Genomic DNA, 26,845 nt, shown 5'->3' with positions numbered 1-26,845 from the left:
TCCCGACAGGAACATGTCGGCTAGGGGGACGCGCGTGGATCGGCTCGTCGGCTCCGGCCGCTACCCGGGGATGACCCAGCTGCACCAGGCCGTGCCGCTGGTCGAGCGCCAGCACGCCCTGATCGAGGAGATGCGCGCGCGGGCGCCCCGGTTCGTCACCGGCCGGGTGCTGGCCGAGCGCACCGGGACGACCGTGCGGACCGTCGAGCGCGACGTCACGCGCCTGCGCGAGGCGGGTGTCCCGGTCGAGGTGAAGCGCGGCGCCGGCGGCGGCTACCGGCTCTCGATGCCGGCCGTCGTGCCGCCGGTGACGTTCAGCCCGGGCGAGGTCGCGGCGCTGGTCGCGTCCCTCGTGGCTCTCGGCCCCTACACCTCCGCCACGGCCCGCACCGCACTGGACAAGCTCCTGACGGCCTTCGGTTAGCCGATTTGTCGACTCCGGTCAGCCGGGCGGGCTCCGGCCGGACGGACGCGTCAGGCGTCGATGAACGTGACCGTGGCGCCGAGCGGCGCCCGGCCGATGCGGGACCGGTCCGCCGCGAGGTCCTCGAAGCCGATCGACAGGCCGCAGAAGAGCAGCAGCCCGGGCGGCGGCGCCACGATCTCCGAGACGGTCCGGTGGAACTTCGCCCACGCCATCTGCGGGCAGCTGTGCAGTCCCTCCGCACGCAGGAGCAGCATGACGGTCTGCAGGTACATGCCGGCGTCGGACCACTGGGGCCGGCCCAGCTCGCGGTCGAGGTAGCAGAACAACGCGGCGGGAGCGCCGAAGCAATCCCAGTTCGCGGAAGCGGCCCGCTGCCGCGCTTCGCCGTCTTCGCGCGGGATGCCGAGCGCGCCGTAGCGGTGCTCGCCGAACGCGGATCGGCGTTCGCGGTACGGGGATTTCAGCGCGGACGGGTACATCTCGTACTCCGGCTCATCCCAGGGATCGCCCGCGGCCAGGCGCTCGCCGGCGCGTTTCTTCAGCTCGGCCAGCGGAGCGCCGGTCAGCACGTAGGCGTGCCACGGCTGGAGGTTCGACCCGGACGGCGCCCAGGCCGCCGCGGACAGCACCCGCTCCAGTACCTCTTTCGGGACCGGCCGGTCGTCGAAGGCGCGCACCGCCCGCCGGCTCGTGACCGCTTCGTAGACGTCGATCATCGGGATCACCTCGCAGACTTCGTTACGAACGAGAACGTATCATTCGATACGTTTGCTCGACCAGACGAATGTCGGCGAGGTCTCACCGAGGGGACCGGCTAGCGGCTGACCCCGGCGCACTGGGCGTCCGCCGGCCCGGGGTGCCGGACGGCGACCTGACTTGGCTCAAGATCGCTGATCTTGGGTAGGGTGCTGGCTGTTGAGCTGCGGTTTCGTCGTGTGAGCGGCGAAAATCTGCGCACCAAGCGGCCGGTTCCAGGGGTCTGCCCATCGCTTCCCGGTTACGGCTTCAGCGACAAGCCGGCCGCGCCGGGGTGGGGGATCGAGCGGATATCCGACGCGTGGTGCGAGCTGATGGCCCGGCTCGGCTACCGGCGGTTCGGCGCCCAGGCAGCGACTGGGGCACCAGCATCGCCACGAGCATCGGTCAACGGCAACCCGATCGGGTCGCCGGCATCCATCTCATGCCGCCGCTCGCACCGCCCGATCCGGCCACGTTGGACGACCTCACCGGTGCCGAGCGGTTATTACCCGGGATGAGCTGCTCGACAACCTGATGCTCTACTGGCTGCCCGGCACCGGTGCCTCATCCGCCCGGCTGTACTGGGAAAGCCTCCGGCAGGTCAACGAATGGATCTCCGGGTCGGCCGGCGCGCCGGTGACCGTACCCACCGGCTCTTCGGTCTTCCCCAAGGAGCTGCAGCGCTCGTCTCGGCGGTGGGCGGAGCCCGGTTCCCGAGCATCCGGTACTGGAACGAGCCCGGCAAGGGCGGCCACTTCGCGGCGTTCGAGCAGCCGGCGTTGTTCGTCGACGAGGTCCGGTCATTCTTCCGACTGGTCCGCTGATGGTCACCCGTACTCGGTAAGCGGCTGGCTGAAGATCAACAAGTGCCCATCGGGTGTCCGTACGTTGAAGTCGCGCATCCCGTAGGGCCGGTCAGCCGGTGGCTCGACGATGTCGGCGCCGCGGGCGCGCAGCTCGTCGTGGCAGGAATCGACGTCGTCGACGACAACCGTCACCCTGGCCGGGCCGACGCTGCTTTCGGCGTACAGGTGGAACTCGGCGGTGTCGCGGATCACGGCCGCGTAGCTAGGTGGGGTCTCCCAGGTGAATATGGTGTCGAATCCGAGCGCGTCCGTGAAGTACGACCGCGCTGACTGCACATCTCGGCACGGCAGCACGGGAATCGCCACCCGCATGACCATTCCGTCACCTTACCTGACTTTGGCTCAAGATCGCTGATCTTGGGTAGGGTGCTGGCTGTTGAGCTGCGGTTTCGTCGTGTGAACGGCGAAAATCTGCGCCCTAAGCTGCAGATCGTGCACTCCTCGCGTCGCGGGTCGCGGGACATCGAGCACATCGGCTCGGCGCATGACGATGCGGCGTTGGAGACGCTCAAGGCGGTGGCGAGGCAGCGTCTGGCTGTGGGGCAGCCCGAGCTCGACTTCGGCCCGGACTTCGCGGCGTTGCAGGCCGGCAGTGGTGCTGGTGGTGGGCCGCTCGCGATCACGTCGTCGCGGATGGGGTACCTGTGGGACGCGCTCGGCCACGCCTACCAGCTGTTGGGGTTCGAGGAGGCCGCTGGTGGTGACGAGGTGTTCCGATTACTGGTGCTGGCACGGATCGTCGAGCCGACCAGCAAGCTGGACAGTCTGCGGGTGGTCGAGGAGGCAGGTTTCGACCCGCCGGTGTACGCGACTCTCAAGCGGCGTCTGCCCGCGTTCGCGAAAGAGTCCTGGCGGCAGAAGTTGGCCGCGGCGTGCGCCCGCACCGCTGATCCGGGGCCGGCGTCACTGGTTCTCTACGATGTGTCCACCTTGTACTTCGAGACCGATGCCGGGGACGGGTTCCGTGAGCCCGGGTTCTCCAAAGAACGCCGCCTGGAGCCGCAGATCACGATCGGGCTGCTCACCGACGCAAGCGGGTTTCCGTTGATGGTCAACGCGTTCGAGGGCAACCGGGGCGAGACCACTACGATGCTGCCGACCAGATCATCTACTACCAGTACCGGGCGGACCGGGCTCGGCGCACCCTGCACGGCATCGACGAACAGGTCGCCAAGGCCGAGCAGGCCGTCGCCGGCAAGACCGCGGTCAAACGCAACCGGTTCATCCAGCTCACCGGCGCCACCAAGACTGTCAACCGGACCCTGGAAGCCAAAGCACGCGCCCTTGCCGGCCTCAAAGGCCACGTCACCAACCTCCCGGACGTCACCGCCGAGTTCGTGATCGACGCCTACCACCGACTGTTCCACATCGAGAAGTCGTTCCGAATGTCCAAACACGACCTACGTGCGCGGCCGATCTACCACCACGAGCGCGAGTCGATCGACGCGCACCTGACGGTCGTGTTCGCCGCCCTGGCCGTCAGCAGGTGGATCGAGCAGACCACCGGCTGGTCGATCAAGAAGTTCGTGCGCACCACCCGCCGCTACCGCACCATCAACATCCAGGCCGGCGAGCACACCCTCACCGCCGTCGACCCGCTACCCGACGACCTCCGCGATGCCCTCACCCGCATCCACGACCGCGGTGCGCACTGATTTGAGCCAAGTCAGGTCTCACCGAGGGGGACCGGCTAGCGGCCAACCCCGGCGCACTGGGCGTCCGCCGGCCCGAGGTGCCGGACGGCGACGATGCGCGTCAACGCCACCGGAACCGGCGGGCCGGATCCGGAAAGCACCGTCGTATAGACCGTTATACGAGTCAGGTGGACGAGTGGTGTCGTCTCACAGCTCGACGCCGCGACGAGCGCGACGGCGGGAGAAGCGTCTTCGCTTCAGGTTCGCTGCCCCGCAGGGCAGCCGGCGCCTCCGATGCAGTGGGCGTAGAGCAGTGCGGCGGCGCCCACTACGCCCAGCCGTCCCGCGATCGTTCTCGCGCTCTTGCGGAAAATGTGAACCGCCCCCTCGCCCATTCACATCAGTTGGTGAATCCCGGTCCGATCGTAAACTGAGGTGACCGACACGGTCAACTGAGGTGGACCGGTGGCCGCGAACCCGCCTCACCGCAGCTGGCGGCGCGGTAGACTCCGGACATGCCGGAGGAGATCGCGGCGGGGACCCTCTCCGCGAAGCTGAACCACCTGTTCGGCGTCGTGCGTCCCGCCGACGGCGACGAATACACCTTCGACGAGGTCGCCGAGTCGATCCGGGCCCAGGGCGGCCCGACCATCTCCGCGACCTACCTGTGGCAGCTGCGCAAGGGCCTGCGCGACAACCCGACCAAACGGCACCTCGAAGCGCTCGCGGGGTTCTTCGGCGTGCCCCCGGCGTACTTCTTCGACGACGCGGAAGCCGAGCGCATCGACGCCGAGCTGACGCTGCTCAGCGCGTTCCGCGACGCACCGGTCCGCCAGATCGCCCTTCGCGCGCGCGGGTTGTCGGCGAAGAGCCTCGAAGCGATCAGTGACATGGTCGACCGGGTCCGCGAGCTCGAGGGCCTGCCCGAACCGGCGAGCGACGCCGAACGATGAGCTCGCGCGGGCGACGGCAGCTGCGTCACCGCTTCGCCGCGGTGCTGCGGGACCTGGACCTGCCGGCCGCTTTCGACGTACCGGCGTTGTGCGCGGCGCTGGGTTCCCGCCGCGGACGCCCGATCCGGCTGCTGCCGCTGCCGGGGCTGTCCGAGGTGTGCGGGCTGTGGATCGCCACGGACACGACCGACCTGATCGCGTACGAGCGCCACACGAGCGCGCCGCACCAGGACCACATCGTGCTGCACGAGATCGGCCACATGCTGTGCGACCACTACCCGGCCACGCTCACCCCGGCCGAGCAGATGCGGCTGCTGCTGCCGAGCCTGGACCCGGCGATGGTCCGGCGCGTGCTGGGGCGCGCGGGGTACTCGAGCGTGGAGGAGCGGGAGGCGGAGTTCTTCGCGTCCATGCTGGGCCAGCACACGGGCCTGGCCCATCGGGGTGATTCGGTCGCGGACCGGCTGCGCTCAGCGCTGGACGACGGCGGCGACCGTGGGTGACGTGAGCAGCGGCAGGCCTCCGACCGCGCTCGTGCCCGCCCGCCACCTCAACCCGGCCTCGTCGCCGGGCAACGGCGGCGGCCTCCCCACTCCCCCGGCGAACGGCGGCGACCGTGGGTGACGTGATCCGCCGCTACGGCCCCGCGATACTCGCCTGGATCCTCTTCGTGTTCCTCCGCCCCGGCCCCGCCCCCGGCCGCCGGCTCGTGCGGTTCTGCGTGCTGGGCCTCGCCGTCTCCCAGACCGCGCTGATCCCCGCCGTCCGCGACCTCACCCGCGCGCTCGGGGTGCCCAGCATCGAACTGCTCATCGCCCACCTCGCCATGGTCGGTGCGGTCTGGGCCGGGGCCCAGGTCCTCCTGCGCCTGCACGGACTTCCGGGCGCCGCCCGCCGCTACACCGCCTGGGCACTCGCCGGCGGCGCCGCGATGGTCGTCACCTTCGCACTGGCCCCCAACGTCATGCCGCAGTCGCCGTTCGTCATGGAGTACTGCGTCGCCTACGCCGTGGCGCTCCTGCCCGAGTTCGCGGTCATCGGGCGGCTGTGCCTGCAGGACGCGCGCAAGGCGCCGGACCGGATCCTGCGCACCGGCCTCGGTCTGGTCGTCGCCGGGATCGTCGCCGCGGCCGCGTACATGGTGATCCGGACCGTCATCGCGATCTCGGCCCGCGCCCCGTTCGACTTCGACTTCGACTACGGTAAGGGCTTCCTGCTGAGCAAGGCACTCCCGACGACCGCGCACCTGCTCGTGCTGGTCGGCGTCGGCGTGCCCGCGGTGGCCGGCCTGCTGCGCCGTCGCCGGCAGTACCGCCGGCTCGGCCCGCTCTGGCTGGCCCTCTACCGCGCCGAGCCCGCGATCGCGCTGGAACCGCCGCGCACCACCGTGTTCCCGACGCGGCTGCAACTCTACCGGCGGGTCATCGAGATCCGCGACGGCCTGCTCGTGATCCGCCCGTACCGCACCGGGTCCGCCACCGGCGAGCGGCAGGAGGCCGCCGAGATCCTGGCCGCCCTGCACGCCCGCGAGGACGGCCTGCCGCCGCTTTCGCCCGAGACGACCGTCCAAGGTGGACAGGACTTCGGCAGCGACACCGAGTACCTCTGCCGCGTCGCCGACGCCTTCCGGGAGATCAGCCGGCGGCCCGCCGCGACCGTGCCCTGATCACGCCACCGGCGGGGTGCCGTGCGTGTGGAACGACTCGATCGTCCGCAACCCCCACGCCTGCCCCTTGGCCCGCTCGGCCTCGGTCCAGGTGACCGGCTCCCAGTCCGGCGCGAAGATCAACCGGCCGGTGGGGTTGCACAGCTCGATGCGGTTGCCGCCGGGCTCGTACAAGTAGAGGAAGAACGTCTGCTGGATCGCGTGCTTGTGCGGCCCGGTCTCGATGTGCACGTCGTTGTCGAGCGCGATGTCGGCCGCTCGCAGGATGTCCTCGCGCGTGTCGGTCGCGAACGCGATGTGGTGCAGGCGCCCGTTCGACTTCGTCCAGTCGGTCGTGTACACGATGTCGTAGGACTTCTGCGCGAAGTGCGTCCACTGCCCCGAAATCACGCCGCTGTCGAGCCGGATCTGCTCGGTGACCCGGCCGCCCAGCGCGTCGCAGATGAACCGGCCGTTGACCTCGGCCTCCCGCGCCAGGTAGTTGACGTGGTCGAGGCGCCGGACGCCGACCCCGCGCCCCGGATAGGCCTGCGCCTGATTCTTCAGCGCGGGCCGCAGGTGCTCGGGCGGCCGGTAGCGCTCGGTCTCCCAGTAGACCTCGAGCTCGTGGCCGTCCGGGTCGCGGAACAGGTACGTGGGGCCGATCCCGGTGTCGCCGTCGACCCACCCGACGCCGAGCCCGCGTTCCTCGAGCGCGACCACGCGCCGCTTGAGGGCCTCTTCGCTGGACGCCCGCACCGCCGTCCGCCCGACCCCGGACGTCTTCGCCGCGGTGAGCTTGAGGCTGTGATGCTCGTAGTCGTCCCAGGTGCGCAGGTAGACGGAGTCGCCATCGGTGCCGTTCTCGGTCAGCCCGAGCACGCGGACGAAGAAGTCCAGGCTCTTCTCCGGCTCCGGGGTGAACAGCTCGACGTGGCCGAGGTGCGCGATCTCGTGGCGGGGCGAGGGCTGGGGCATCGGGGTCTCCTCAGGGGCGGGGGAAGACGGTGCCGTCGAACAGCTTCCGCGCGGTGCGGATCACCGTCGACCGGCGGACGCGCGATCCTTCGAACTCGATCGCCACCGCGAGCTGGCCGCTCGGGTGCTCGATCCGGACGGGTCCACGGTCGATTTCGAGCAGCTCGCTCCCGACGGCGCCGTCGAGCAGCAACGCCGTGACGACGCTGACGCCGCCGAGGACGCCGATCGAGGGGTGCGGCTTGACCGGGATGAACGTCCGGGTGCAGATCGCGCCGCCGTCGCGCGGGGCGGCGACGAGCGTGGTCTTGGGGACCGAGCTGCCGCGGACGTCGCCGAGGCCCATCAGCTTCCCGGCTTCGACGCGCAGGGCGTCGATCCGCTCGGCGAGGCCGGTGTCGGCGCTCAGTTCCTCGGCGGACTCGTAGCCGGTGATGCCCAGGTCACCGGCGCGAGCGACGACGACCGGCATGCCGTTGTCCACACAGGACACTTCGATGCCGCCGACGTTGTCGCGGACGGCGCCGGTGGGCAGCAGGCTGCCGCAGACGGACCCTTCGGTCTCGGTGAAGTCGAGCTCGACCGGGGCGGCCGTGCCGGGCACGCCGGAGATGGCCGTGTCGCCGCGGTAGTCGACCTCGCCGCCGGGGGTGGCGAAGGTCGAGACGGCGACGGTGCCGGTGTTGACCAGCCGCACCCGCACGGTGGTGCGGGCTTCCCCGGCGGGCACAAGGCCGCGCTCGACGGCGAACTGCCCGACGCCGGCCAGGAGGTTGCCGCAGGTCTGCCGGTCGGAGACGGTGGGTTCTTCGACGCCGAGCTGCAGGAAGAGGTAGTCGATGTCGTGGCCGGGGTCGCTCGCCGCCGAGACGATGGCGACCTTGCTGGTGACGGGCTGGGCTCCGCCGACGCCGTCGATCTGGCGCGGGTCGGGGGTGCCCATGATCCGCATCAGGAGGTCGTCGCGGGTCGGCGGGTCGGCGGGGAGGTCTTCGGCGAGGAAGTAGGCGCCCTTGGAGGTGCCCCCGCGCAGGAGCATGCAGCGCACGCCGGTCATGCCTGCTCCTTTTCGTAGTCCTCGGCCGTCAGGTAGCGGACGCCGAGAGCTTCGAGCTTCTCCCGCAGCCCGTAGCGGTCGAGGCCGAGCTGCCCCTGGGCGAACGCTTCCCTTGCGGCGGCCTCTTTTTCCAGCCGGGCCTGCGAAGCTTCGAGTCCGGTTTGGACATCCTCGCGGCGGACGCGCATGACGCCGTCGTCGTCGGCGAGGATGGCGTCGCCCGGGCGGATCACCTGCCCGCCGATGACGATCGGCACGTTGACCGCGCCGGCGGTCGCCTTGACGGTGCCTTGCGCGCTGACGTCGGCCGACCAGACGGGGAAGCCGAGCGCGCGCAGGTCGGTGACGTCGCGGACGCCGGTGGTGGTGACCAGGCCTTTCACGCCCCGGTAGCGCAGAGCGGTGGCGAAGAGCTCGCCGAAGAGCCCGTCCCGGCACGGCGAGGTGGTGGTGACGACGAGGACATCGCCTTCGCGGCACTGCTCGACGGCCGCGTGGATCATGAGGTTGTCCCCGGGCCAGCAGAGCGCGGTGACGGCGGTACCGCCCACGCGCGCGCCGTCCTGGATCGGGCGCAGGTCCGGACCGAGCAGGCCCGAGCGCCCGAGAGCCTCATGAACGGTGGCGACGCCGTAGTCGGCCAACCGGGCGACTTGGTCCAGGTCGGCACGCGGCGGATCGGTGACGATGACGGGCTTCATACGGTTTACGGTACGGTTCGGTTGACGAAATTGTCAACAATCTTGGTGAGCAGATGGGTTCACGAGTGATGGGGCTGGCGCCGACAGATGACCGGGCGAAGTGACGCCGGCGCGGGGCATGGGCGAGGCTGCCGCGTTGACCGGCGGAGCATCCCGCTCAGGACGAGGACCTCCCGGCGACCGAGCACCCTCACTCAGCGGCGCAGGCGCGGAGCCCAACACGGCTCACCCGAGGGCAACACAAAACCGCGCGGCCACGTCGACACATCTCGCTCAGCAGCGCAAGCGCGAAGCAACCCCCGCCACCACTCGCGAGCCGCGAAACCCCAGCTGCTTCAAGACCCCGCTCACGGACGCAGGTGCGAGACCTCCGCCGCGTCAGCGGCCTTCAGAGCCTCGATCACGCTCCCCAAATGCGCCCGCGCCGCCTCCGCCGCCCTCTCCGAGTCGTGTGCGCAGATCGCGTCGATGATCGCCAAGTGCTCCGGAAGCGACACCTGCGGCCTCCCCGGCCGCATCGCCAGCCGGAACTGGTGGCGCACGCTCTGGCCGCGCAGCCTCTCCAGCACCTGCGCCGCCGTGCGCTGGCCGCTGATCTCGCGGACCCTGCGGTGCAGGCGCTGGTTGAGGCCCGAATACCCGACCACGTCCCCGCCGGCCACCGCCTGGTGCATCAGCTCGCCCAGTTCCTTCAGCTCGCCCACCTCAGCGTCGGAAACGCGCTCCGCCGCCTTCGCCGCGCACAGCGACTCCAGCATCATGCGGACCTCGGAAATCTCGACGGCCTCTTCCAGCGACACCGCGCGCACCCGGGCGCCCCGGTTCTGCACGCGCTCGACGAGCCCCTCGTTCGTCAGCTCGATCAGGGCCGCGCGGACCGTCGCGCGGCTGGCGGCGAACTGGCCGGACAGGTCCGCCTCCACCAGCCTCTGGTTGGGCACGAACTCGCCCCGGACGATCGCGTCGCGGATGGCCGCCACCACGGAACGCTCCCCCGGCTGCCCGTCCGCAGCACTCTCGGTCATACCCCGGCTCCATCTTTCGAACAGACGCAGTTTGTTGACAATTTTGTCGAGAACATCGTGTACTCGATCGTAGCTTGTCGAGAGGATTCTGCTATGTCCGGAACCATCGCGGTACTGGGACTCGGCGAAGCGGGCAGCACGCTCGCCCGCGACCTGGTCGCCGCCGGGGCCGTCGTCCGCGGCTACGACCCGGCCGTTCCCGCCATCGAGGGCGTCGTCGCGACCGGCTCCGAAGCCGAAGCCGCCGACGGCGCCGATCTGGTGCTCAGCGTGAACAGCGCGTCGGCGGCCGTCGACGCGCTCCAAGCCGGCTTGGCCGGCCTGAAGACCGGCGCGGCCTTTGCCGACCTGAACACCGCCTCCCCCGGCACCAAGCGCAAGCTGGCCGGCATCGCCGCGGAGCACGACGTGCCGTTCGCGGACATCGCGATCATGGCGCCGGTGCCGGGCCGCGGCCTGCGCGTCCCGATGCTCGCCACCGGCGTCGCGGCCGGAACCGTCGCCGGAAACCTGAACTCGTTCGGCGCCGCGGTCGAGGTCATGGACGGCGACGCCGGGCTCGCCGCCGAGCGCAAGTTGCTGCGCAGCGTGTTCTTCAAGGGCATGTCGGCCGCGGTGGTCGAAGCCTTGACGGCCGCGCGCGCGGCGGGCTGCGAGGACTGGCTGCGGAAGATCATCGTCGACGAGCTCACCGCGGCGAACGCGTCGACCGTCGACCGGCTCGTCGACGGCTCGGTCAAGCACGCCGTCCGCCGGACGTCCGAGATGGCGGCGGCCGCGGAGATGCTCGGTGAGCTGGCCGTGCGCGCCGACGTCGCGGCCGCGGCCCGTGACCAGCTTGCCCACATAGCTGATTCACAGGATTGTGAACAATCTTGACGTAACTCTTGTGGCCAATATCTCATCAGATGTAGCTTCGGACTTCTTCGCCACCCCGGACGAAAGGGACGAGGATGTCCGCACGAGAACTCGGCGGCACGACCGCCGCCACGGTCCGGCTCTCCCTCCGGGTCACCGCGTTGTGCTGGGTCCTCGTCTTGCTGGACGGGCTGGACCTGTTCGTCTACGGGGCGACGCTGCCGGGCGTGCTGGCCGACAAAGGCTTCGGCCTGACGCCGGTCAGCGGCGGGACGATCGGGAGCCTGACGACCTTCGGGATGATGCTCGGCGCGCTCGGCGCGGGCATCCTGACCGACCGCGTCGGCCGCCGGAAGATCATCATCACCGGCGTCGTCGTCTTCTCCTTGGCCGCTGCCGCCTGCGCCGCCGCACCGACCGTCGGGTTCTTCGGCGCGGCGCGGTTCATCGCCGGGATCGGGCTCGGCGGGCTGCTGCCGTCGGCGATCGCGATGGTCATGGAGTACGCGCCGGCGTGGCGGAGGAACCTCGCCGTCACCACCGTGATGACCGCCCATCAGGCCGGCGGGGCGCTGGCCGGCGCGCTGGGGATGACGCTCGTCCAGTCGATGGGGTGGCGCTCGGTGTACTGGATCGGCGCGCTGCTGCTCGTGGTGGTGCTGCCGGCGGTCGTCTTCCTGCTGCCGGAGTCGATGACGTTCCTGCTGGCCAAGGGCAAGACCGAGCGGGCGCGGGCGATCGCGGACCGGTTCGCGGTCTCACTCGGCACGTTCGCGCCGGAACCGTCCGAAGACCGCCGCGGCGGCTTGCGCGGCCTCTTCACGCCGTCGGTGCGGACGACGACGGTGCTGTTCTGGATCGCCTCGTTCGCCGGGCTGCTGCTGGTGTACGGCGTGAACACGTGGCTGCCGACGATGATGCGCGGCAGCGGCTACGACCTGGGCTCCGCGATCAGCTTCCTGCTGGTGATCAACCTGGGCGGGATCGCGGGCATGCTCGTCGCCGGGCGGCTCGCGGACCGGTTCGGCGCCCGGCCGGTCGCGGTCGTCTGGTTCGCGCTGACCGCGTGCGGCGTCGGCCTGCTGGCGGTGCACCTGCCCCTGGTGGTGACGTACGTGGTCGTGTTCCTCACCGGCGCCTGGCTGTTCAGCGCGCAGACGCTCATCTACGCGGCGGTCGGCACCTACTACCCCGCCGGCAGCCGGGCCACGGCGCTCGGCTGGGTGTCCGGCGTCGGCCGGACGGGCGCGGTGTTCGGGCCGTGGCTGGGCGGCATCCTGGTCGCGGGCGGGCTTTCGTCGTTCGGCTTCGTGGTCTTCGCGATCGCCGGCCTGCTCGGCGCGGTGATGGTGGCCCTCGTCCGGCGCGACGGCGCCCTCACGACGACGTCCGCCGCGCCGGTCAGCTGACCGGGCTCAGAACGGTGGTTGCCCGGCGTCGGGACGGCCGCACCAGACGGCGGTCGGCTTCACGATCGCGAGGACGAGCGTCGCCACGGCCGGGACGAGGACGAGCGCCAGGCCGAAGAACGAGCTGGCGGCGACCAGCCCGCCGCCGTAGTACCCGAACCCGACCACTTCCAGCACGACGGTCGCGATGGCCATGAAGATGGCGAACCCGCTGCCGACGATCGTGAGCAGGCGGCCCGCCGGCTTGCGCAGGAACAGCAGGATGCCGCCGGGGATCAGCGTGCCCACGAGGACCACTTCCTGGACCAGGGCGACGATGAACAGCCAGTGGATGAACCCGAGGTTCCCGATCGCGACGACGCTGCCGATCAGGCCGAGGAGCGAGAACAGCCCGCCGAGCACGGCGAGCACCCCGGCGATGATGGCGGTGGCCCCGTTCGGCTTCGGCGGCTGCATCCCGTAGCCGGGGTAGGGCGCGGGCGGGTACGCGAACCCACCGGGGTACGACGGCTGGCCGGGGTACGGCGCGGGAACACCACCCGGCGGGGACGGGTAGGCCGGCTGCCCCGGGTACGGCTGCTGCCCCGGGTACGGCTGCGCGGGGAAACCACCCGACGGCGCCGCGAACGGCTGCTGCGCCGGATCCTGCTGCGCCGCAAACCCACCCGACGGCGCCGCGAACGGCTGTTGCACCGGATCCTGCTGCGCCGGGAAACCACCGGAAGGTGCGGGGTACGGCTGCTGTCCCGGGCCCTGCGGTCCGGGGTACTGCGGATTGGTCATGACGTCCTCGGTCTCGGCTGACCGCCCCCAACGGTGCACGGACTCCGGCTCCGGCGGCTCACGAGAAGTCTCTCACGCGGACCTGCGCGAATGCCCGCAGACCGGACGTCGAGCAGCCACGATCTCGTGGTCACGGGCCGTCCCCGAAGCGCACCTCAAAGTCACAAACTCGTCGCACATATTGTCAACAATTTCATCGACGATTAGTGTGCGAGTATCAAGCATGCGGAGCGACGAGGAACCACCTTGATCATCGACTGCCACGGCCACTACACGACCGCCCCGCCCGCCCTCGCGGCGTGGCGCGACCAGCAGGTCGCGTCGCTGACCGAGCCCGGCAAGAAGCCCGCCCGGGCCGACCTGCGCATCAGCGACGACGAGCTGCGCGAGACCATCGAGCCGAACCAGCTGCGGCTCATGGACGAACGCGGCATCGACCTCACGATCTTCTCTCCGCGCGCCTCGTTCATGGCCCACCACGTCGGCGGCTTCGAAACCTCGGCCGAGTGGGCCTCGATCTGCAACGAGCTCTGCCACCGGGTCAGCACGCTCTACCCGGAGCGGTTCGCCCCGGCCGCGATGCTCCCGCAGTCCCCCGGCGTCGACCCGGCCACCTGCGTCCCGGAGCTGACCCGCTGCGTCGAGGAGTACGGCGCCGTCGCGCTGAACCTCAACCCCGACCCCAGCGGCGGCCACTGGACGGCCCCGCCGCTCACCGACCGGTCGTGGTACCCGATCTACGAAAAGATGGTCGAGTACGACATCCCGGCGATGGTCCACGTCAGCACGAGCGTCAACCCGGCGTTCCACACCACCGGCGCGCACTACCTGAACGCCGACACGACCGCGTTCATGCAGCTCGTCCAGGGCGACCTCTTCACCGACTTCCCCACCCTGCGGCTGGTCATCCCGCACGGCGGCGGCGCGGTCCCCTACCACTGGGGCCGGTTCCGCGGCCTCGCGATGGCCATGGGCAAGCCGGAGCTCGAGGAGCACGTGCTGAACAACGTCTTCTTCGACACCTGCGTCTACCACCAGCCGGGTTCGGACCTCCTCTTCGACGTCATCCCCGCGCGCAACATCCTGTTCGCCTCCGAGATGATCGGCGCCGTCCGCAGCGTCGACCCGCGGACCGGCCACCACTTCGACGACACGCGCCGGTACGCCGAAGCCGCGAAACTGTCCGAAGAGGACTGGGCGGCGATCCGGGAGCACAACGTCCGCGCCGTCTACCCGCGCCTCGACGCCCTCCTGAAGGGACAAGGCCGGTGACGGAACCCAAGACCCCCGGCTGGCTCGACTGGTACGCCGGTCCGTCCACACCGGACTTCGAGCTGCCGCACGGCACCGTCGACGCGCACTGCCACGTCTTCGGCCCGCAAAAGGACTTTCCCTTCGCGCCCGAGCGCAAGTACACGCCGTGCGACGCGAGCAAGGAGCAGCTCTTCGCGCTGCGCGACCACCTCGGGGTCGCGCGCACCGTCATCGTGCAGGCGACCTGCCACGGGGCGGACAACTCCGCCATGCTCGACGCCGTCCGGGCGGCGGAGGGCCGGGCGCGCGGCATCGCGACCGTCCGCCCGGACATCGGCGAAGGAGAGCTGCGCGAACTCGACGCGGCGGGCGTGCGCGGGGTCCGGTTCAACTTCGTGAAACGGCTCGTCGACGCCTCGCCCAAGGAGGACCTGAGCACCATCGCGAAGAAGATCGCGCCGCTCGGCTGGCACGTCGTGCTCTACTTCGAAGCCGCCGACCTGCCCGAGCTCGAGGACTTCTTCGGCGAGCTGCCCGCGCCCCTGGTGATCGACCACATGGGACGCCCGGACGTCACGAAACCCGTGGACGGCCCCGAGTTCGAACGGTTCCTGACGTTCGTCGACCGCAACGACGTCCACGTGAAGGTGAGCTGTCCCGAGCGCCTCACCGTCAGCGGCCCACCGGCCCTCGACGGCGAGCGTCACGCGTACACCGACGTCGTGCCCTTCGCCCGGCGTGTGGTGACGGAGTTCCCGGACCGGGTGCTTTGGGGCACCGACTGGCCGCACCCGAACCTGAAGCACCACATGCCCGACGACGGCCTGCTCGTCGACTACGTCCCGCACATCGCGGAAACGGACGAGCTGCGGCGGAAGCTGCTCGTCGACAACCCGATGCGCCTCTACTGGCCCGGCGAAACCGCCTGAAACCCCCGAAGGGCATGCAATGCAGCACGCCAACGCACTCAACCGGCTGAACCGCCTGCCGATCTCGCGGTTCCACAAGGTCACCCTGCTCGCCGTCTCGTTCGCCTACTTCTTCGAGTTCGCGGACATCAACAGCTTCGCCACCACCGCACCCAAGCTGATCAAGCTGTGGGGCGTGACCGTCAACCAGGTCGCCTACGTGACCTCGCTGTCCTTCGTGGGCATGTTCTTCGGGTCGATCATCGCGAGCAAGCTCGCCGACCGCTGGGGCCGCAAGAACGCTCTCATGTGGACGACCGTGTGGTTCGGCGTCTTCTCCTTCGCCGCGGTGTTCTCCTGGGACATCGTGTCCCTCGGCGTGTTCCGCATCCTGACGTCGGCCGGGCTGTCGGCGATGACCGTCGTCGCGGTCATCTACGTCAGCGAGCTGTACCCGGCCGCGAGCCGCGGCAAGTACCAGGCCTACGCGATCGTGATCGGCATCTGCGGCACGCCGGTGACCAACCTGATCGCGAGCGCGGTGGTGCCGATCAACTCCTGGTCGTGGCGGCTGGTGTACTTGTGGGGCGCGCTCGGCGTGCTGCTGGTGTTCTTCACCCGGCAGCTGAAGGAGTCGCCGCGCTGGTACGAAAGCCGCGGTGAGCACGCCAAGGCGGACGCGGTGCTGCGGGAGATCGAGGAGCGCGTCGCGGCGGAGAAGGGTCCGCTGCCGGAGCCGGCGCCGCCGATCGAGGAGGCCGCGGTCGGCAAGGCGCCGCTGCGGTTGCTGCTGCAGAAGAAGTACCTGATGCCCACGTTGCTGCTGACGGTCCTGTGGGTGACGCAGACGATCGGCTTCTTCGGCTACTCGAGCTGGGCACCGACCCTGCTGGCCAAGGAAGGTTTCAGCGTCGAGAAGTCGGTGTTCTACGTGGCGCTGACGACGGTCGGCGCACCGCTGGGGTCCTACCTCGCGGCACTGGTGACCGACCGCTTCGAGCGCAAGTGGTGCCTGGTCGCGTTCGGCACGGTCATCGCGCTGTGCGGTCTCTTCTACGGACTCACCTTCAACCCGGTCCTCATCGTGGTGTTCGGCTTCCTGGTGAACCTGTTCGAGCGTGGTTACACGGCCCTCGGCTACGCGTACTCGCCGGAGCTGTTCGACACCCGCGGCCGATCGCTGGGCACGGGCGTGTCGTACGGGCTCGGGCGGTTGTCGAACGCGGCGGGACCGTTGATCGTGGCCGGGTTGTACAACGGGAGCGGCTACCGGAGCGTGTTCTTCTTCATCGCGGGGACGTGGCTGGTCGGCGCGCTGGTGCTGGCGGCGTTCGGCCCCCGGACCCGGGCGGCGCGGCTCGCGCAGACGGCCCCGGAGGTCAAGCCGGCCGGGGTCTGAGCCGCGTCACGCCAGGCGGCGCAGGGTTCCCTTCGCCGTCTGGCGGCCGTGGCGGTCGCGCACCGACGTCGTCGTCTCCTCCCCCGGTACGGCGGCGGCGATCAGCCCCTGGTGGTCGAACAACGGCGCCACCAGGCGGTATTCGAACTCGAGCGCGCCCGAAACCCCGCGGGCCCGGGCGGCTTCCGCCATCGCGACCGCCTGCAGCGGGCCGTGCGTGAGCAGCCCCGGGTAGCCCTCCACCTCGCGGCTGTAGTCACGGTCGTAGTGGATGCGATGGGCGTTGTAGGTCAACGCGGAGAAGCGGAACAGCAGCGTCGGGGTCACCTCGACCGACCACTCGCCGGACGCGGGCGGGATCTCGGGGCCGTCGTCCGGAGGTGCGTCGAGGGCGGACCCCGCGCGGTGGACGATGTCCTGCTCCTCGTCGACCACCAGCCGGCCCGCCTGGGTGATCCGGTGCGCCACCGTGACGAACGTGAGCGGCCCCGACCGACCCTCCTTCTCTCGCACCACCAGGACTTCCGACCGGCGGGTCGCGGTCTCGCCCACGCGCAACTCGCCGGGTGTGCGGACGCGGCCGCCGGCCCACATGCGGCGGCGGCCCGGGCCCGGCGCGGCCAGGACCGTGCCGCGGACCGGGTGGCCGTCTGGGCCGAGGTCGGCCTGGGCCGGGCGGTCGAGCAGGTAGAGCCAGTGCCACAGCAGCGGCAGGACTCCGTCGGGCTCCGGGACGTCGAGCAGGGACGCCAGCGCCTGGGCCGGCCCGGGCAGGATCGGTTCGGTGACCTCCACGTCAGAGCCCCTTCCTCGCGGCGTCGAAGCTGTGCAGTGCGGCGCCGACCGCGGCCGCCACGGTGACCTCGAAGACCTCGTTCTCGGAATGCCCCGCCGCCAGCAGCCGCCGGACGTCGTCGTCGGTGATGCGGTGGGACGCGTCGCGCACCAGCGCGGCGTAGTCACGCCACGGCTCCGCCAGGCCGTCACCCGTCCCGGCCGCCCGCCGCAGTTCGGGGCTGGTCCGCGCCGGCTGCTCGAAGACGCTCTCGCGGAGGTCGGCCGGGCCGTCGGCGAGCAGGAAGCCCGGGAACCGGTAACCCGCGCGGTGCAACGCTTTCGTGCCGACCTTCAGCTGCCCGTCGAGCAGCTCGAACCCGAACGCGTTCGCGAGCCGGTTGACGATGTTCCACACCAGGTTGACGTCCAACGCCTCCCGCACGGCGTGCGCGGGCAAGTCGCGCGGTGGTGACAGCGTGCCGTTTCGGGAGACGTCTTCGAGGAACCGTTGCACCACCAGCAGTTCCGGGCGCGCGTCCGCCGGGCGGTCCGGGTCGATCTCGCCGTGGCCGGCGATCCGGGTCAGCTCGGCGTGCGTGACCACGCAGAACGGGCACTCGTGCACCCGGGCCGTGCTCATCGCGAGGTACTCGCGTTCGCCCGCGGTCCAGTAGGACTCGCCGCGCATCGCGGGCGCGGTCAGCTCCAGCAGCGGCCGGGTCAGGAAGCCCGGCCGGTACAGCAGCAGCTTGACGATGTCCGGGCTGGGGACGCCGGACAGTTTCCCGGTGACGCCCATGAAGAGGCGGGCGCGGCGCCGGTGGCCGTCGTCCAGGACGGACAGTCGCATCAGGACTCCAGTTCGTGCAGGCGGGCGGTGAGGAAGCGGTGGTCGGCCGGGGCTTCGGCGAGGTCGCGGGCCCGCCGGTACGCCGTGACGGCGTCCTCGGAGCGGCCGAGGCGGCGCAGGAGGTCCGCGCGGGCGGCGTGCCAGAGGTGGTAGCGGTCGAGCCCGTCGATCGCCTCGACCAGGGCGAGCCCGGTCCCGGGACCGTCGGCCATCGCGACGGCCACGGCGTGGTTGAGCGCGACGACGGGCGACGGCGCGAGCGTCCGCAGCCGGGCGTAGAGGGCGGCGATCCGCGCCCAGTCGGTGTCGGCGGCCGTGCGGGCCTGCGCGTGCTGCGCCGCGATCGCCGCCTGCAGCTGGTACTGCCCGACGACCCCGTGGCGCAGCGCCCGGCCGAGTACGCCGAAGGCTTCCTCGATCTCGTCCCGGTCCCAGCGGGCGCGGTCCTGGTCTTCGAGCAGGACGACGTCGCCGCCGGGCGTGGCGCGGGCGGCCGAGCGCGAATCCTGCAGCAGGAGCAGCGCGACCAGGCCGAGCGCCTCCGGTTCGTCCGGCATCAGCGCGGCGAGTAGCTTCGCGAGCCGGATCGCCTCCCGGCGCAGCTCGGCGGGCTCGTCGCGGCCCGACGGCGACGCGTAGCCGCGGGTGAAGACGAGGTAGATCACCGCGAGGACGCCGGAGAGACGGTCGGGCAGCAGGTGATCGGGCGGGACGCTCAGCGAGATGCCCGCGTCGCGGATCTTCCGCTTCGCGCGCACCAGCCGCTGCGCCAGCGCCGGCTCGGCGACCAGGAACAGGCGGGCGATCTGGGCGGCGGTCAGGCCGGCGACGGCCTGCAGCGTCAGCGCCACCCGGGCGTCTTCGGCCAGCGCCGGGTGGCAGCAGGTGAAGAGCAGGCTCAGCCGGTCGTCGCCGACCTCGGTGAGCCGGTCGTCCGGCAGGCTCGACATCCACACCCCGCTCTCGCCGGCCGCGAGCCGGGCGAGCTTGGCCTGCCCGACGCGGACGCGGCGGATCCGGTCGACGGCGCGGTTGCGCGCCGTGGTCAGCAACCAGGCCGCGGGGTCGTCCGGAACGCCCGAATCCCACGTCCGCAGCGCCTGCGCGACCGCGTCCTGCAGGGCGTCCTCGGCGAGCTCGAAGTCGCCGAGGACCCGGACGAGCGCGGCGAGCAGCCGGGCGCGGTCCTCGCGGTAGACGCGCTCGACGACGCCGGCCGCGCGATCACCCACGGGCGGCCCGGTGGTCCAGCCCGGGCACCCCGGCGACCGGGCGGACCTCGATCGAGCCCTGGGCGGCCATCGGGCACAGCGCGGCCAGCTCCAGGGCCTCGTCGAGGTCGCGGCAGTCGAAGACGTACACCCCGCCGAGGTGCTCGTGGGTCTCGGCGAAGGGCCCGTCGGTGATGAGTGTGCGGCCCTCCTGCACGGTCACCGTGGTGGCGGTGTGCTCACCCTGCAGCGGGTGGCCGGAGACGAACACCCCGCGTCGCCGGCACTCGTCGGCGAAGGCGTTGACGGCGGTCAGTGCCTCCTCGAACCCGGGGTCGCCCGGCTCGGGCCGTTCGCAGTTGTAGATCAACAGCATGTAGAGCACGTGCGCTCCTTCATCCGGTGTCGGTCTCAGTGGATGACGAACGGGACGACGGTAACTCGACAGGCTCGGCCGGACTCGGCGAAACCGGGGGCACGGAAATTACCAAAGGTAAGTTCTGTGCCAGCCTTGACATTACCAATGGTCAGGAGGAAAGTCCTCGCCACCTGATTCGTCTAGACCAATCAGGGAGCTCTCCCGGCGGACGGCCATCCTCAGGAGGAGACCCATGTCCCGCAGAATCCGGACCACCACAGCAGCACTGACGAGCGTCGCGACCGTGGCGGCGACGGCCCTGATCCTTTCCGGTGGGGCCGCCGCCAGCCCGTCGGCCGCGGCGGCCGCCGACTGCGGTGTGCTGTTCGACGACTTCCACTACAACTCCCCCACCGACTCCGCGTTCGGCGGCGCCGGCTGGACCACCCGCAACGACGTCGGCAGCCCCGGCGTGGCCGGCGCGCGCTGGCTCACCAGCAACGTCACCTTCCCGACGGTGAACGGCGAGCGCGTCGCCCAGCTCGCCGCCAGCACCGACGGCAGTGCGGCGGGCACGACGCACTCCGAGATGTACCAGAACCAGCTGCGGTTCAAGGACGGCACGTACGCGAGCCGGGTCCGCTTCACCGACGCGCCGGACAGCGGCACCGACGGCGACCACGTCAACGAAACGTACTTCACGATCTCGCCGCTGCGGTACGACCGGGACCCGCTCTACAGCGAGCTGGACTTCTCGGAGTACCTGCCCAACGGCGGCTGGGGCGGCTCGACCGCGAACTACCAGACCAGCTGGTACACCTACTGGAACAACCCGACGTGGGACGGTCTGCGCACATCCACCGCGCAGAACCGCAGTTTCGCCGGCTGGCACGACATCGTGACGCAGGTGTCGGGCGGGCACGTGAAGTACTACCTCGACGGCGTGCTCACCGCGGACCACACGACCGACGCCCAGGGCGACCCGGTGTACCCGCGGACGCCGATGTCGATCAACTACAACATGTGGTTCATCGACACGGCCGGGCACACGAGCGGGACCAGCGTCTACTCCGAGCAGGTCGACTGGACGTACTACGCGGGCAACCAGGTGGTGTCGCCCGCGGACGCCGTGGCCCGCGCGGGTTCGTACCGGACGGCCGGAACGTCCCATGTGGACACGGTGAACGGGTGCACGACCACCCCGCCCACGACGCCGACCACTCCGACGACGCCCACGACCCCGACGACGCCCACCACGCCTTCGCAGCCCGCGAACTGCTCGACGGCGGCGGAGTGGGACTGGGGCACGGTGTACCTCGGCGGCCAGCGGGTCAAGCACAACGCCCACCTCTGGCAGGCGAACTGGTGGACCCAGGGCTCCGAGCCCGGCCTCACCGCCCAGTGGGCCGACCTCGGCCACTGCTGACGCCGCATCGTCAGACCTGGCCGCGGCCCGGGTTCCAGGGACCAGCCCGGGCCGCGGTCACCCTTTCCGTCCAGGACACCTCGTGAGTGGGAAACAGTGTTCTAACCCTGTTTCCCACTCACGACCCCACTGCTTCCGCCGCCCCACTCCAGGAGTTTCCCGTGCGCAGACGCACCTTCGCCGCCGCCCTGGCCGTCGCCGCCGTGACCGCCACCGCCGCCTGCGGTACCGACACCCCCGCCCCCGCCGCTCAGGGCGGTGGGCAGCTGACCGTCTGGCTGATGAACGGCGACCTCTCCGACAAGGCCACCGCGGCGATCAACGCCGCGTTCGAGAAGGCCACCGGCGCGAAGGTCACCGTGCAGATCCAGGAGTGGGACAACATCAACACCAAGATCAGCACCGCACTGGCACAGGACAACACGCCGGACGTCATCGAGATCGGCAACACGAACGTCCCGCTCTTCGCCGCCAACGGCGCGCTCACCGACCTCACCCCGCACCGCGACGAGCTGGCCGGGAAGACCACCTGGCTGCCCGGCCTGGCCGGACCGGCCACTGTGGACGGAAACCTCTACGGCGCCCCGCTGTTCGCCGGCAACCGCGCGGTGATCTACGACAAGCAGGTCTGGGCCGACGCCGGGATCACCGCGCCGCCGAAGACGTTCACGGAACTCACCCAGGACCTCGACAAGATCAAGGCCAAGCACCCCGCCGCCGACTACTCCGCCTTCCACTTCCCCGGCAAGTACTGGTACGGCGCGCTGCAGTTCGTCTGGGACGCCGGCGGCCAGCTCGCCACGCAGAAGGACGGGAAGTGGGCCGGTGCCCTCGAAAGCCCCGAGGCGCGAAAGGGCTTGCAGGCCTGGAAGGACTTCCAGAACACCTACTCCTCGGCCGCGTCCCGCAACGTCGACACCAAGGCGCCCGACCAGGCCGCGATCTTCTCCGCCGGCGGCGCCGGGGCGATCCTCGACACGAGCGTCAACACCGTCGTCAAGAACAAGCCGGAGCTGAAGGACCACCTCGGCACCTTCCCGTTCCCCAGCACCGTCGCCGGGAAGACGCAGCCGGTGTTCCTCGGCGGGTCCGACCTCGTCGTCGCGGCCAAGAGCCGCAACCAGGACCTCGCGCTGGCCTACCTCAAGGCCGCGACGAGCCCCGACGTGCAGCGCCAGGCGATCGTCGGCATCGACGGCTGGACGCCCATCTCGACCGAGCTGATCGACGAGATCACGCCCAGCCTGCCGCCGGTCAACGCCGCCTTCGCCACCGCGGCCAAGACCAGCGTCGCGACCCCGGCCGCGCCCGGCTGGGCGACCATCGAAAGTGACAAGTCGATCAACACCTTCTTCGCCGACATCGCCACCGGACGCCGGCCGATCGCCGACGCCGCCAAGGACTTCGACGCGCACCTGACCGAGGCGCTGAACGCCCGCTGACCGGCGGGGTGGCCCGGCCGACTGCCGTCCCCAACCGGGCCGCCCCGCCCCTTTTCCGCGAAGGAGTCCTCGTGTTGCTGGTGAAAGCGCCGCCCGAAGCCCCGCCGAGACCGGCCACGCCACGCCGGCGCCGGTCGCTGCTGCCCTACGGCCTGCTCCTGCCCGCGACCGTCCTATTGGGACTCGTCCTGGGCTACCCGCTGGTGCGCCTGGTCGTCATCTCGACGCAGAAGTACGGCCTGCGGTCCCTGTTCACCGGCACCACGACCTTCGCGGGCTGGGACAACTACGCCGCCGTCCTCGGCGACGACCAGCTCCTCCCGGTCCTCGCCCGCAGCGTCGGGTTCTGCGCCGCGCTGGTCCTCGGCACCCTGGTCACCGGCTTCGGCGTCGCGCTGTTGCTCCAGCGGCTGGGCAAGGGGATGCGCACGGCCGTCACGCTCTGCCTGATCGCGGCGTGGGCACTGCCGAACGTGGCGTCCACCCTGGTCTGGCAGTGGCTCTTCCAACCCGGCTACGGCGTCGTCAACTGGCTGCTCACCCAGGCCGGCTTCGGCGACCTCACCCAGCACGACTGGACGACGTCACCTGCGTCGGCGTTCACGCTCGTCTGGCTGCTGGTCGTGTGGCAGTCCGTGCCGTTCGTCGCGCTCACGCTCTACGCGGGCCTGTCGCAGATCCCGCGCTCCTACTACGAAGCCGCCGCTCTCGACGGCGCCCGGCCGTGGCGGGTGCACCGCACCATCACCTTCCCGTTCCTGCAGCCGATCCTCGGGCTGGTCACCATCCTCTCGGTGATCTGGGACTTCACCGTGTTCAACCAGATCTGGATCCTCACCCAGGGCGGCCCGAACGGCGGCACGACGACGCTCGGCATCTGGACGTTCACGAGGGCCTTCAGCGGCAACAACTTCGGCCAGGGCGCGGCGATCGCCGTCGTCTCGGTTCTGCTGCTCGTCGGCATGACAGCCGTGTACGTGCGCCGGCTCGTCCGGTCCGGGGAGGACCTGTGATGCGCCGGATCGGCCGCAACACCATCGCCACGGTCTTCTGTCTCGTGTGGATCTTCCCGGTCTACTGGATGGTGCTCACGGCGTTCAAGCCCGCGGGCAAGATCCTCCAGCCCACGCCCCAGTTCCTGCCGATCGACGTCACGCTCGACAACTTCGCCGACGCGCTCGCCAAGCCCGGGTTCGTGCAGGACCTCGTCAACAGCGTCGTGGTCGTCGTCGCGGTCGTCGCGCTGTCGATCGTGGTCGCCTTCCTGGCCGCGACCGCGTTGACGCGCTTCCGGTTCTTCGGCCGCCGCAGCTTCCTCATCGGCGTGCTGGTGCTGCAGATGGTGCCGGTGCCCGCCCTGGTCATCCCGCTGTTCCTCGGCCTGAAGAGCGCGCACCTGCTCGACACGCTGTTCGGGCTGGTCCTGACGTACGTGGCGCTGGTGCTGCCGTTCACGATCTGGACGTTGCGCGGCTTCCTGCACGGGATCCCGGTCGAACTCGAGGAGGCGGCGATGGTCGACGGAGCGACCCGCGGGCGCGTCATGCGCTCGGTCCTGCTGCCGCTGGTGCTGCCCGGGCTGATCGCGACCAGCGTGTTCGCGTTCATCACGGCGTGGAACGACTTCCTGTTCGCGTACGTGATCATGAAGGACAGCTCCGGCTACACGCTGCCGGTGTGGCTGGTGTCGTTCAGCACGAGCACCGGCACCGACTACGGCGGCCTGATCGCCGCGTCGACGCTGTTCGCGCTCCCGGTCGTCGTCTTCTTCGCGCTCGTGCAGCGCCACCTGGTCGAAGGCATGACCGCGGGCGCGGTGAAGGGCTGATGATCATCCCCCGCCCCGCGCGGCTGACCCGCCGCGCCGGTACCTTCGCGCCCGCCGGCGGCCTGCGCGTCCTGGCCGGCCGCGGCGCCGAGCGCCCGGCGCGCCTGCTCGCCGGGTACCTGCCCCGGCCGGTGATCCACCATGGGCCCGCCATCCGCCTCGACCTCGTGCCGGACGCCCACCACGGGCTGGAGGGCTACGAGCTCGACGTCACCCCGGCGGACGCGCTCCTCACGGCGTCGACCGAGGCGGGCCTGCGCAACGGCGTCCAGACCCTCCGGCAGCTGGTCCCGCTGCACGGCCCGCCGCGGCTGCCGTGCCTGCACATCCGCGACACGCCCCGGCTGCCCTGGCGCGGCGTGCTGCTCGACGTCGCCCGGCACTTCATGCCACTGGAGTTCCTCCGCGAGTTCGTCGACCTCCTGGCGCTGCACAAGTACAACGTGCTGCACCTGCACCTCACCGACGACCAGGGCTGGCGGATCGAGATCGACGGCAGGCCGCGGCTCACCGAGATCGGCGCGTGGCGCACCGAGTCGATGGTCGGCGCGGCCGGCAGCGGCGTCTACGACGGCGTCCCGCACGGCGGCTTCTACACCCAGCGCGAGCTGCGCGACCTCGTCGGCTTCGCGGCCGAGCGCGGCGTGCGGATCGTGCCGGAGATCGACCTGCCCGGGCACGTGCGCTCGGCGCTGGCCGCCTACCCCGACCTGGGCAACCGGCCGGACGTCACGCTGCCGGTGTGGACGGCGTGGGGCATCAGCCCGGACATCCTCGGCGTCCACGACGGCGCGTTCGCCTTCTGCCGCGAAGTGCTCACGCAGGTCGCGGACGTCTTCCCGGCGCGGCACCTGCACGTCGGCGGCGACGAGTGCCCGACCACGCAGTGGGCGTCGAGCCCGGCAGCGCGGGAAAAGGCGGCGAGCCTCGGGTTGCGCGACACCGCCGAACTGCATCCCTGGTTCCTGACCGAACTGCACACTCTGCTGGCGGACCTCGGCCGGCAGGCCGTCTGCTGGGACGAGACCGGCCACGCCGCGGGACGGCTGCCACCGGACATGGTCGTCACGGCCTGGCGCGACGCCGCGCACGGTGCGCTCGCCGTGGCCCGCGGCCACCAGGTCGTCATGGCGCCGCACACGTCGACGTACTTCGACTACCGGCAGAGCGAAGAGCCCGGCGAGCCACCGCGTCAGGACGTCACGACACTCCAGGACGTCTACCGCTTCGACCCGCTGGAGGGCGGGCTGCCGGTCAGCGACGGGACCCGGCCCGGGGTGCTCGGCACGCAGGCCCAGCTGTGGACCGAGCACGCGCCGACGCCCGACCACGTGCGGCACCTCGCGTTCCCGCGGCTGTGCGCGCTGGCCGAACGCGCGTGGTCGCCGCCGGAGCGCCGTTATGCTGATTTCCAGGAGCGCCTGACCGGTCACCTCGCCCGGCTGCGTGCCCTGGACGCCCTGCCCAAGGACCGCGTCCGGTTCGCCGGCGCGGTCCCCGTATCCGGGAAGACGGTGCCTTGACCGCTGTGTCATCGGGGGCTTCGCCCGAGGCCGGAGCCTCCGCCACCCGGAGCCCCCGAAAAGAGGGTGGCGAGCCGGCGGACCGCCCGCCCACGGTGAAGCGCGACCGCGTCCGGCGGCACCTGCTGAAGGTGATCGAGAACGCCGGTCCCGGCACCGGGCTGGCCTCCGAACGCGACCTCGCCGCGGAGCTGGGCGTGTCCCGCCCGACCGTCCGGGCGGCCATCGACGAGCTGACCCGCACCGGGCTGCTGGTGCGCCAGCGCGGGCGCGGGACGTTCACGAGCCCGCAGAAGGTGACCCAGGAACTGGCGACCGGCCTCGCGGTGCCGCCCGCGGAAGGGCACTGGACGAGCCGGGTGGTCGCGTTCGGGATCTCCCCCGCCCCGCGGTCGCTGGCGGCCGACCTCGAACGCGAGCCGGGGACGCCCGTCCTGCGCGTGACGCGGGTCCGGCACGTCGACGACGAGCCGATCGCGATCGAACAGCTGGCGCTGCCCGCTTTCCTGGTCCCGGGCCTTTCCGCCGCGGACCTGGAGTCGGGCAACTTCTACCGGCTGCTGCGGGAGCGGTTCGGGATCGCGGTGCAGGACGCGGTGCAGACGATCGAGCCGGCGGTGACCAACCCGGCGCAGGCCGAGCTGCTCGAGATCGCCGTGTACGCACCGATCCTGCACATCGAGCGGCTGACCCGCGACACCACCGGGCAGGTCGTCGAACTGACCCGCTCGGTGTACCGCGGCGACCGGTACCGCATCACGTCGAAACTCCGCTTCGACGCCGAATCGGGCTGAG

27 protein-coding genes and 1 pseudogene are annotated in these 26,845 nt (G+C 70.9%); 17 read left to right on the top strand and 11 right to left on the bottom strand.

Features of this window, described 5'->3' with window-relative positions; genetic code table 11:
• Positions 1 to 34 precede the first annotated feature (34 nt).
• Positions 35 to 424 carry a helix-turn-helix transcriptional regulator gene (locus AA23TX_RS14410; protein WP_155543029.1) on the top strand — a complete coding sequence of 130 codons (390 nt, stop codon included), beginning with the start codon at positions 35 to 37 and terminating at the stop codon, positions 422 to 424.
• Positions 425 to 474: 50 nt separating this feature from the next.
• Here the strand turns inward: AA23TX_RS14410 and AA23TX_RS14405 are convergent, their stop codons facing one another.
• Complete coding sequence (locus AA23TX_RS14405) at positions 475 to 1,140, bottom strand: nitroreductase (protein ID WP_155544447.1); 666 nt, start codon at positions 1,138 to 1,140, stop codon at positions 475 to 477.
• A 633-nt stretch (positions 1,141 to 1,773) separates the two neighbouring features.
• Between AA23TX_RS14405 and AA23TX_RS50130 the strand changes: the two genes are divergently transcribed.
• A complete protein-coding gene (locus AA23TX_RS50130; RefSeq protein ID WP_230862486.1) occupies positions 1,774 to 1,989 on the top strand; it encodes a hypothetical protein in 216 nt (71 codons plus the stop codon).
• Positions 1,990 to 1,992: 3 nt separating this feature from the next.
• Here AA23TX_RS50130 and AA23TX_RS14395 read toward each other — a convergent pair whose 3' ends face one another.
• A complete protein-coding gene (locus tag AA23TX_RS14395) occupies positions 1,993 to 2,349 on the bottom strand; it encodes a DUF8817 family protein (RefSeq protein WP_155543028.1) in 357 nt (118 codons plus the stop codon).
• A gap of 63 nt (positions 2,350 to 2,412) precedes the next feature.
• Between AA23TX_RS14395 and AA23TX_RS14390 the strand changes: the two are divergent.
• The 4 genes and pseudogenes from AA23TX_RS14390 to AA23TX_RS14375 all read left to right on the top strand — a co-directional run bounded on the left by AA23TX_RS14390 (position 2,413) and on the right by AA23TX_RS14375 (position 6,284).
• A pseudogene (locus AA23TX_RS14390) lies at positions 2,413 to 3,686 on the top strand (IS1634 family transposase).
• 494 nt (positions 3,687 to 4,180) lie between these two features.
• Positions 4,181 to 4,618, top strand: coding sequence for a helix-turn-helix domain-containing protein (locus tag AA23TX_RS14385; protein ID WP_155543027.1), 438 nt, complete (start codon positions 4,181 to 4,183; stop codon positions 4,616 to 4,618).
• Positions 4,615 to 5,121, top strand: coding sequence for a hypothetical protein (locus tag AA23TX_RS14380; RefSeq protein WP_155543026.1), 507 nt, complete (start codon positions 4,615 to 4,617; stop codon positions 5,119 to 5,121). The genes AA23TX_RS14385 and AA23TX_RS14380 overlap by 4 nt, the downstream gene beginning before the upstream one ends.
• Before the next feature lie 113 nt (positions 5,122 to 5,234).
• Positions 5,235 to 6,284: an MAB_1171c family putative transporter gene (locus AA23TX_RS14375; protein WP_155543025.1), complete on the top strand. Its 1,050-nt coding sequence runs from the start codon at positions 5,235 to 5,237 to the stop codon at positions 6,282 to 6,284.
• Here the strand turns inward: AA23TX_RS14375 and AA23TX_RS14370 are convergent, their stop codons facing one another.
• The 4 genes from AA23TX_RS14370 to AA23TX_RS14355 form a co-directional block, all read right to left on the bottom strand.
• A complete protein-coding gene (locus tag AA23TX_RS14370) occupies positions 6,285 to 7,241 on the bottom strand; it encodes a catechol 2,3-dioxygenase (protein ID WP_155543024.1) in 957 nt (318 codons plus the stop codon).
• Positions 7,242 to 7,251: 10 nt separating this feature from the next.
• Positions 7,252 to 8,298 (bottom strand): 4-oxalomesaconate tautomerase, encoded by a 1,047-nt coding sequence (locus AA23TX_RS14365; protein ID WP_155543023.1) that lies wholly within the window; start codon positions 8,296 to 8,298, stop codon positions 7,252 to 7,254.
• Positions 8,295 to 8,999: a 4-carboxy-4-hydroxy-2-oxoadipate aldolase/oxaloacetate decarboxylase gene (locus AA23TX_RS14360; RefSeq protein WP_155543022.1), complete on the bottom strand. Its 705-nt coding sequence runs from the start codon at positions 8,997 to 8,999 to the stop codon at positions 8,295 to 8,297. Before AA23TX_RS14360 ends, AA23TX_RS14365 begins: the two co-directional genes overlap by 4 nt.
• Before the next feature lie 347 nt (positions 9,000 to 9,346).
• Positions 9,347 to 10,024, bottom strand: a complete 678-nt coding sequence (locus AA23TX_RS14355; RefSeq protein WP_155543021.1) for a GntR family transcriptional regulator — start codon at positions 10,022 to 10,024, stop codon at positions 9,347 to 9,349.
• 93 nt (positions 10,025 to 10,117) lie between these two features.
• On the opposite strand from AA23TX_RS14355, the gene AA23TX_RS14350 reads away from it, so the two are divergent.
• Positions 10,118 to 10,903: an NAD(P)-dependent oxidoreductase gene (locus tag AA23TX_RS14350; RefSeq protein WP_155543020.1), complete on the top strand. Its 786-nt coding sequence runs from the start codon at positions 10,118 to 10,120 to the stop codon at positions 10,901 to 10,903.
• Positions 10,904 to 10,977: 74 nt separating this feature from the next.
• The gene (locus AA23TX_RS14345; protein ID WP_155543019.1) at positions 10,978 to 12,291 is read left to right on the top strand and encodes an MFS transporter; all 1,314 of its coding nucleotides are present in this window, start codon (positions 10,978 to 10,980) and stop codon (positions 12,289 to 12,291) included.
• 6 nt (positions 12,292 to 12,297) lie between these two features.
• On the opposite strand, the gene AA23TX_RS14340 is transcribed toward AA23TX_RS14345, so the two are convergent.
• Positions 12,298 to 13,074, bottom strand: a complete 777-nt coding sequence (locus AA23TX_RS14340; RefSeq protein ID WP_155543018.1) for a hypothetical protein — start codon at positions 13,072 to 13,074, stop codon at positions 12,298 to 12,300.
• 246 nt (positions 13,075 to 13,320) lie between these two features.
• Between AA23TX_RS14340 and AA23TX_RS14335 the strand changes: the two genes are divergently transcribed.
• The 3 genes from AA23TX_RS14335 to AA23TX_RS14325 are packed head-to-tail and all read left to right on the top strand — an operon-like array spanning position 13,321 to position 16,635.
• Complete coding sequence (locus tag AA23TX_RS14335) at positions 13,321 to 14,346, top strand: amidohydrolase family protein (protein ID WP_155543017.1); 1,026 nt, start codon at positions 13,321 to 13,323, stop codon at positions 14,344 to 14,346.
• Entirely contained in the window at positions 14,343 to 15,257 is a 915-nt protein-coding gene (locus AA23TX_RS14330; protein WP_155543016.1) for an amidohydrolase family protein, read from the top strand. Before AA23TX_RS14335 ends, AA23TX_RS14330 begins: the two co-directional genes overlap by 4 nt.
• 19 nt (positions 15,258 to 15,276) lie before the next feature.
• Complete coding sequence (locus tag AA23TX_RS14325) at positions 15,277 to 16,635, top strand: MFS transporter (protein WP_155543015.1); 1,359 nt, start codon at positions 15,277 to 15,279, stop codon at positions 16,633 to 16,635.
• A gap of 6 nt (positions 16,636 to 16,641) precedes the next feature.
• Here AA23TX_RS14325 and AA23TX_RS14320 read toward each other — a convergent pair whose 3' ends face one another.
• The 4 genes from AA23TX_RS14320 to AA23TX_RS14305 are packed head-to-tail and all read right to left on the bottom strand — an operon-like array spanning position 16,642 to position 19,858.
• On the bottom strand, positions 16,642 to 17,430 hold the full coding sequence (locus tag AA23TX_RS14320) for an HTD2 family dehydratase (protein ID WP_155543014.1): 789 nt from the start codon (positions 17,428 to 17,430) through the stop codon (positions 16,642 to 16,644).
• 1 nt (position 17,431) lies between these two features.
• Positions 17,432 to 18,262: a carboxymuconolactone decarboxylase family protein gene (locus tag AA23TX_RS14315; RefSeq protein WP_155543013.1), complete on the bottom strand. Its 831-nt coding sequence runs from the start codon at positions 18,260 to 18,262 to the stop codon at positions 17,432 to 17,434.
• Positions 18,262 to 19,494, bottom strand: a complete 1,233-nt coding sequence (locus tag AA23TX_RS14310; RefSeq protein ID WP_155543012.1) for an RNA polymerase sigma factor — start codon at positions 19,492 to 19,494, stop codon at positions 18,262 to 18,264. Before AA23TX_RS14310 ends, AA23TX_RS14315 begins: the two co-directional genes overlap by 1 nt.
• Complete coding sequence (locus AA23TX_RS14305; RefSeq protein ID WP_155543011.1) at positions 19,487 to 19,858, bottom strand: YciI family protein; 372 nt, start codon at positions 19,856 to 19,858, stop codon at positions 19,487 to 19,489. The genes AA23TX_RS14310 and AA23TX_RS14305 overlap by 8 nt, the downstream gene beginning before the upstream one ends.
• A 226-nt stretch (positions 19,859 to 20,084) precedes the next feature.
• Between AA23TX_RS14305 and AA23TX_RS14300 the strand changes: the two genes are divergently transcribed.
• The 6 genes from AA23TX_RS14300 (at position 20,085) to AA23TX_RS14275 (ending at position 26,844) form a co-directional block, all read left to right on the top strand.
• Complete coding sequence (locus AA23TX_RS14300) at positions 20,085 to 21,257, top strand: carbohydrate-binding protein (RefSeq protein ID WP_155543010.1); 1,173 nt, start codon at positions 20,085 to 20,087, stop codon at positions 21,255 to 21,257.
• A 161-nt stretch (positions 21,258 to 21,418) separates the two neighbouring features.
• Positions 21,419 to 22,699 (top strand): extracellular solute-binding protein, encoded by a 1,281-nt coding sequence (locus AA23TX_RS14295; protein WP_196425318.1) that lies wholly within the window; start codon positions 21,419 to 21,421, stop codon positions 22,697 to 22,699.
• Between the two features lie 71 nt (positions 22,700 to 22,770).
• Positions 22,771 to 23,712, top strand: a complete 942-nt coding sequence (locus tag AA23TX_RS14290) for a carbohydrate ABC transporter permease (protein ID WP_230862485.1) — start codon at positions 22,771 to 22,773, stop codon at positions 23,710 to 23,712.
• A complete protein-coding gene (locus AA23TX_RS14285; RefSeq protein WP_155543009.1) occupies positions 23,709 to 24,527 on the top strand; it encodes a carbohydrate ABC transporter permease in 819 nt (272 codons plus the stop codon). Before AA23TX_RS14290 ends, AA23TX_RS14285 begins: the two co-directional genes overlap by 4 nt.
• A complete protein-coding gene (locus AA23TX_RS14280; protein ID WP_155543008.1) occupies positions 24,527 to 26,050 on the top strand; it encodes a beta-N-acetylhexosaminidase in 1,524 nt (507 codons plus the stop codon). Before AA23TX_RS14285 ends, AA23TX_RS14280 begins: the two co-directional genes overlap by 1 nt.
• Before the next feature lie 95 nt (positions 26,051 to 26,145).
• Positions 26,146 to 26,844, top strand: a complete 699-nt coding sequence (locus tag AA23TX_RS14275) for a GntR family transcriptional regulator (RefSeq protein ID WP_155543007.1) — start codon at positions 26,146 to 26,148, stop codon at positions 26,842 to 26,844.
• Position 26,845: the final 1 nt, after the last annotated feature.

It is taken from the genome of Amycolatopsis camponoti (assembly GCF_902497555.1).
Taxonomy (GTDB): Bacteria; Actinomycetota; Actinomycetes; order Mycobacteriales; family Pseudonocardiaceae; genus Amycolatopsis; species Amycolatopsis camponoti.
The sequence above is the reverse complement of the archived record's forward strand: the minus strand, read 5'-3'. Positions and strand labels throughout refer to the sequence as shown.

What these genes read in the sequence shown, in the direction of transcription:
- AA23TX_RS50130 (WP_230862486.1), top strand. Translation starts at nt 1,774, where the DNA reads ATGGATCTCCGGGTCGGCCGGCGCGCCGGTGACCGTACCCACCGGCTC.
- AA23TX_RS14395 (WP_155543028.1), bottom strand. Translation starts at nt 2,349, where the DNA reads ATGGTCATGCGGGTGGCGATTCCCGTGCTGCCGTGCCGAGATGTGCAG.
- AA23TX_RS14385 (WP_155543027.1), top strand. Translation starts at nt 4,181, where the DNA reads ATGCCGGAGGAGATCGCGGCGGGGACCCTCTCCGCGAAGCTGAACCAC.
- AA23TX_RS14380 (WP_155543026.1), top strand. Translation starts at nt 4,615, where the DNA reads ATGAGCTCGCGCGGGCGACGGCAGCTGCGTCACCGCTTCGCCGCGGTG.
- AA23TX_RS14370 (WP_155543024.1), bottom strand. Translation starts at nt 7,241, where the DNA reads ATGCCCCAGCCCTCGCCCCGCCACGAGATCGCGCACCTCGGCCACGTC.
- AA23TX_RS14365 (WP_155543023.1), bottom strand. Translation starts at nt 8,298, where the DNA reads ATGACCGGCGTGCGCTGCATGCTCCTGCGCGGGGGCACCTCCAAGGGC.
- AA23TX_RS14360 (WP_155543022.1), bottom strand. Translation starts at nt 8,999, where the DNA reads ATGAAGCCCGTCATCGTCACCGATCCGCCGCGTGCCGACCTGGACCAA.
- AA23TX_RS14355 (WP_155543021.1), bottom strand. Translation starts at nt 10,024, where the DNA reads ATGACCGAGAGTGCTGCGGACGGGCAGCCGGGGGAGCGTTCCGTGGTG.
- AA23TX_RS14350 (WP_155543020.1), top strand. Translation starts at nt 10,118, where the DNA reads ATGTCCGGAACCATCGCGGTACTGGGACTCGGCGAAGCGGGCAGCACG.
- AA23TX_RS14345 (WP_155543019.1), top strand. Translation starts at nt 10,978, where the DNA reads ATGTCCGCACGAGAACTCGGCGGCACGACCGCCGCCACGGTCCGGCTC.
- AA23TX_RS14340 (WP_155543018.1), bottom strand. Translation starts at nt 13,074, where the DNA reads ATGACCAATCCGCAGTACCCCGGACCGCAGGGCCCGGGACAGCAGCCG.
- AA23TX_RS14325 (WP_155543015.1), top strand. Translation starts at nt 15,277, where the DNA reads ATGCAGCACGCCAACGCACTCAACCGGCTGAACCGCCTGCCGATCTCG.
- AA23TX_RS14315 (WP_155543013.1), bottom strand. Translation starts at nt 18,262, where the DNA reads ATGCGACTGTCCGTCCTGGACGACGGCCACCGGCGCCGCGCCCGCCTC.
- AA23TX_RS14300 (WP_155543010.1), top strand. Translation starts at nt 20,085, where the DNA reads ATGTCCCGCAGAATCCGGACCACCACAGCAGCACTGACGAGCGTCGCG.
- AA23TX_RS14280 (WP_155543008.1), top strand. Translation starts at nt 24,527, where the DNA reads ATGATCATCCCCCGCCCCGCGCGGCTGACCCGCCGCGCCGGTACCTTC.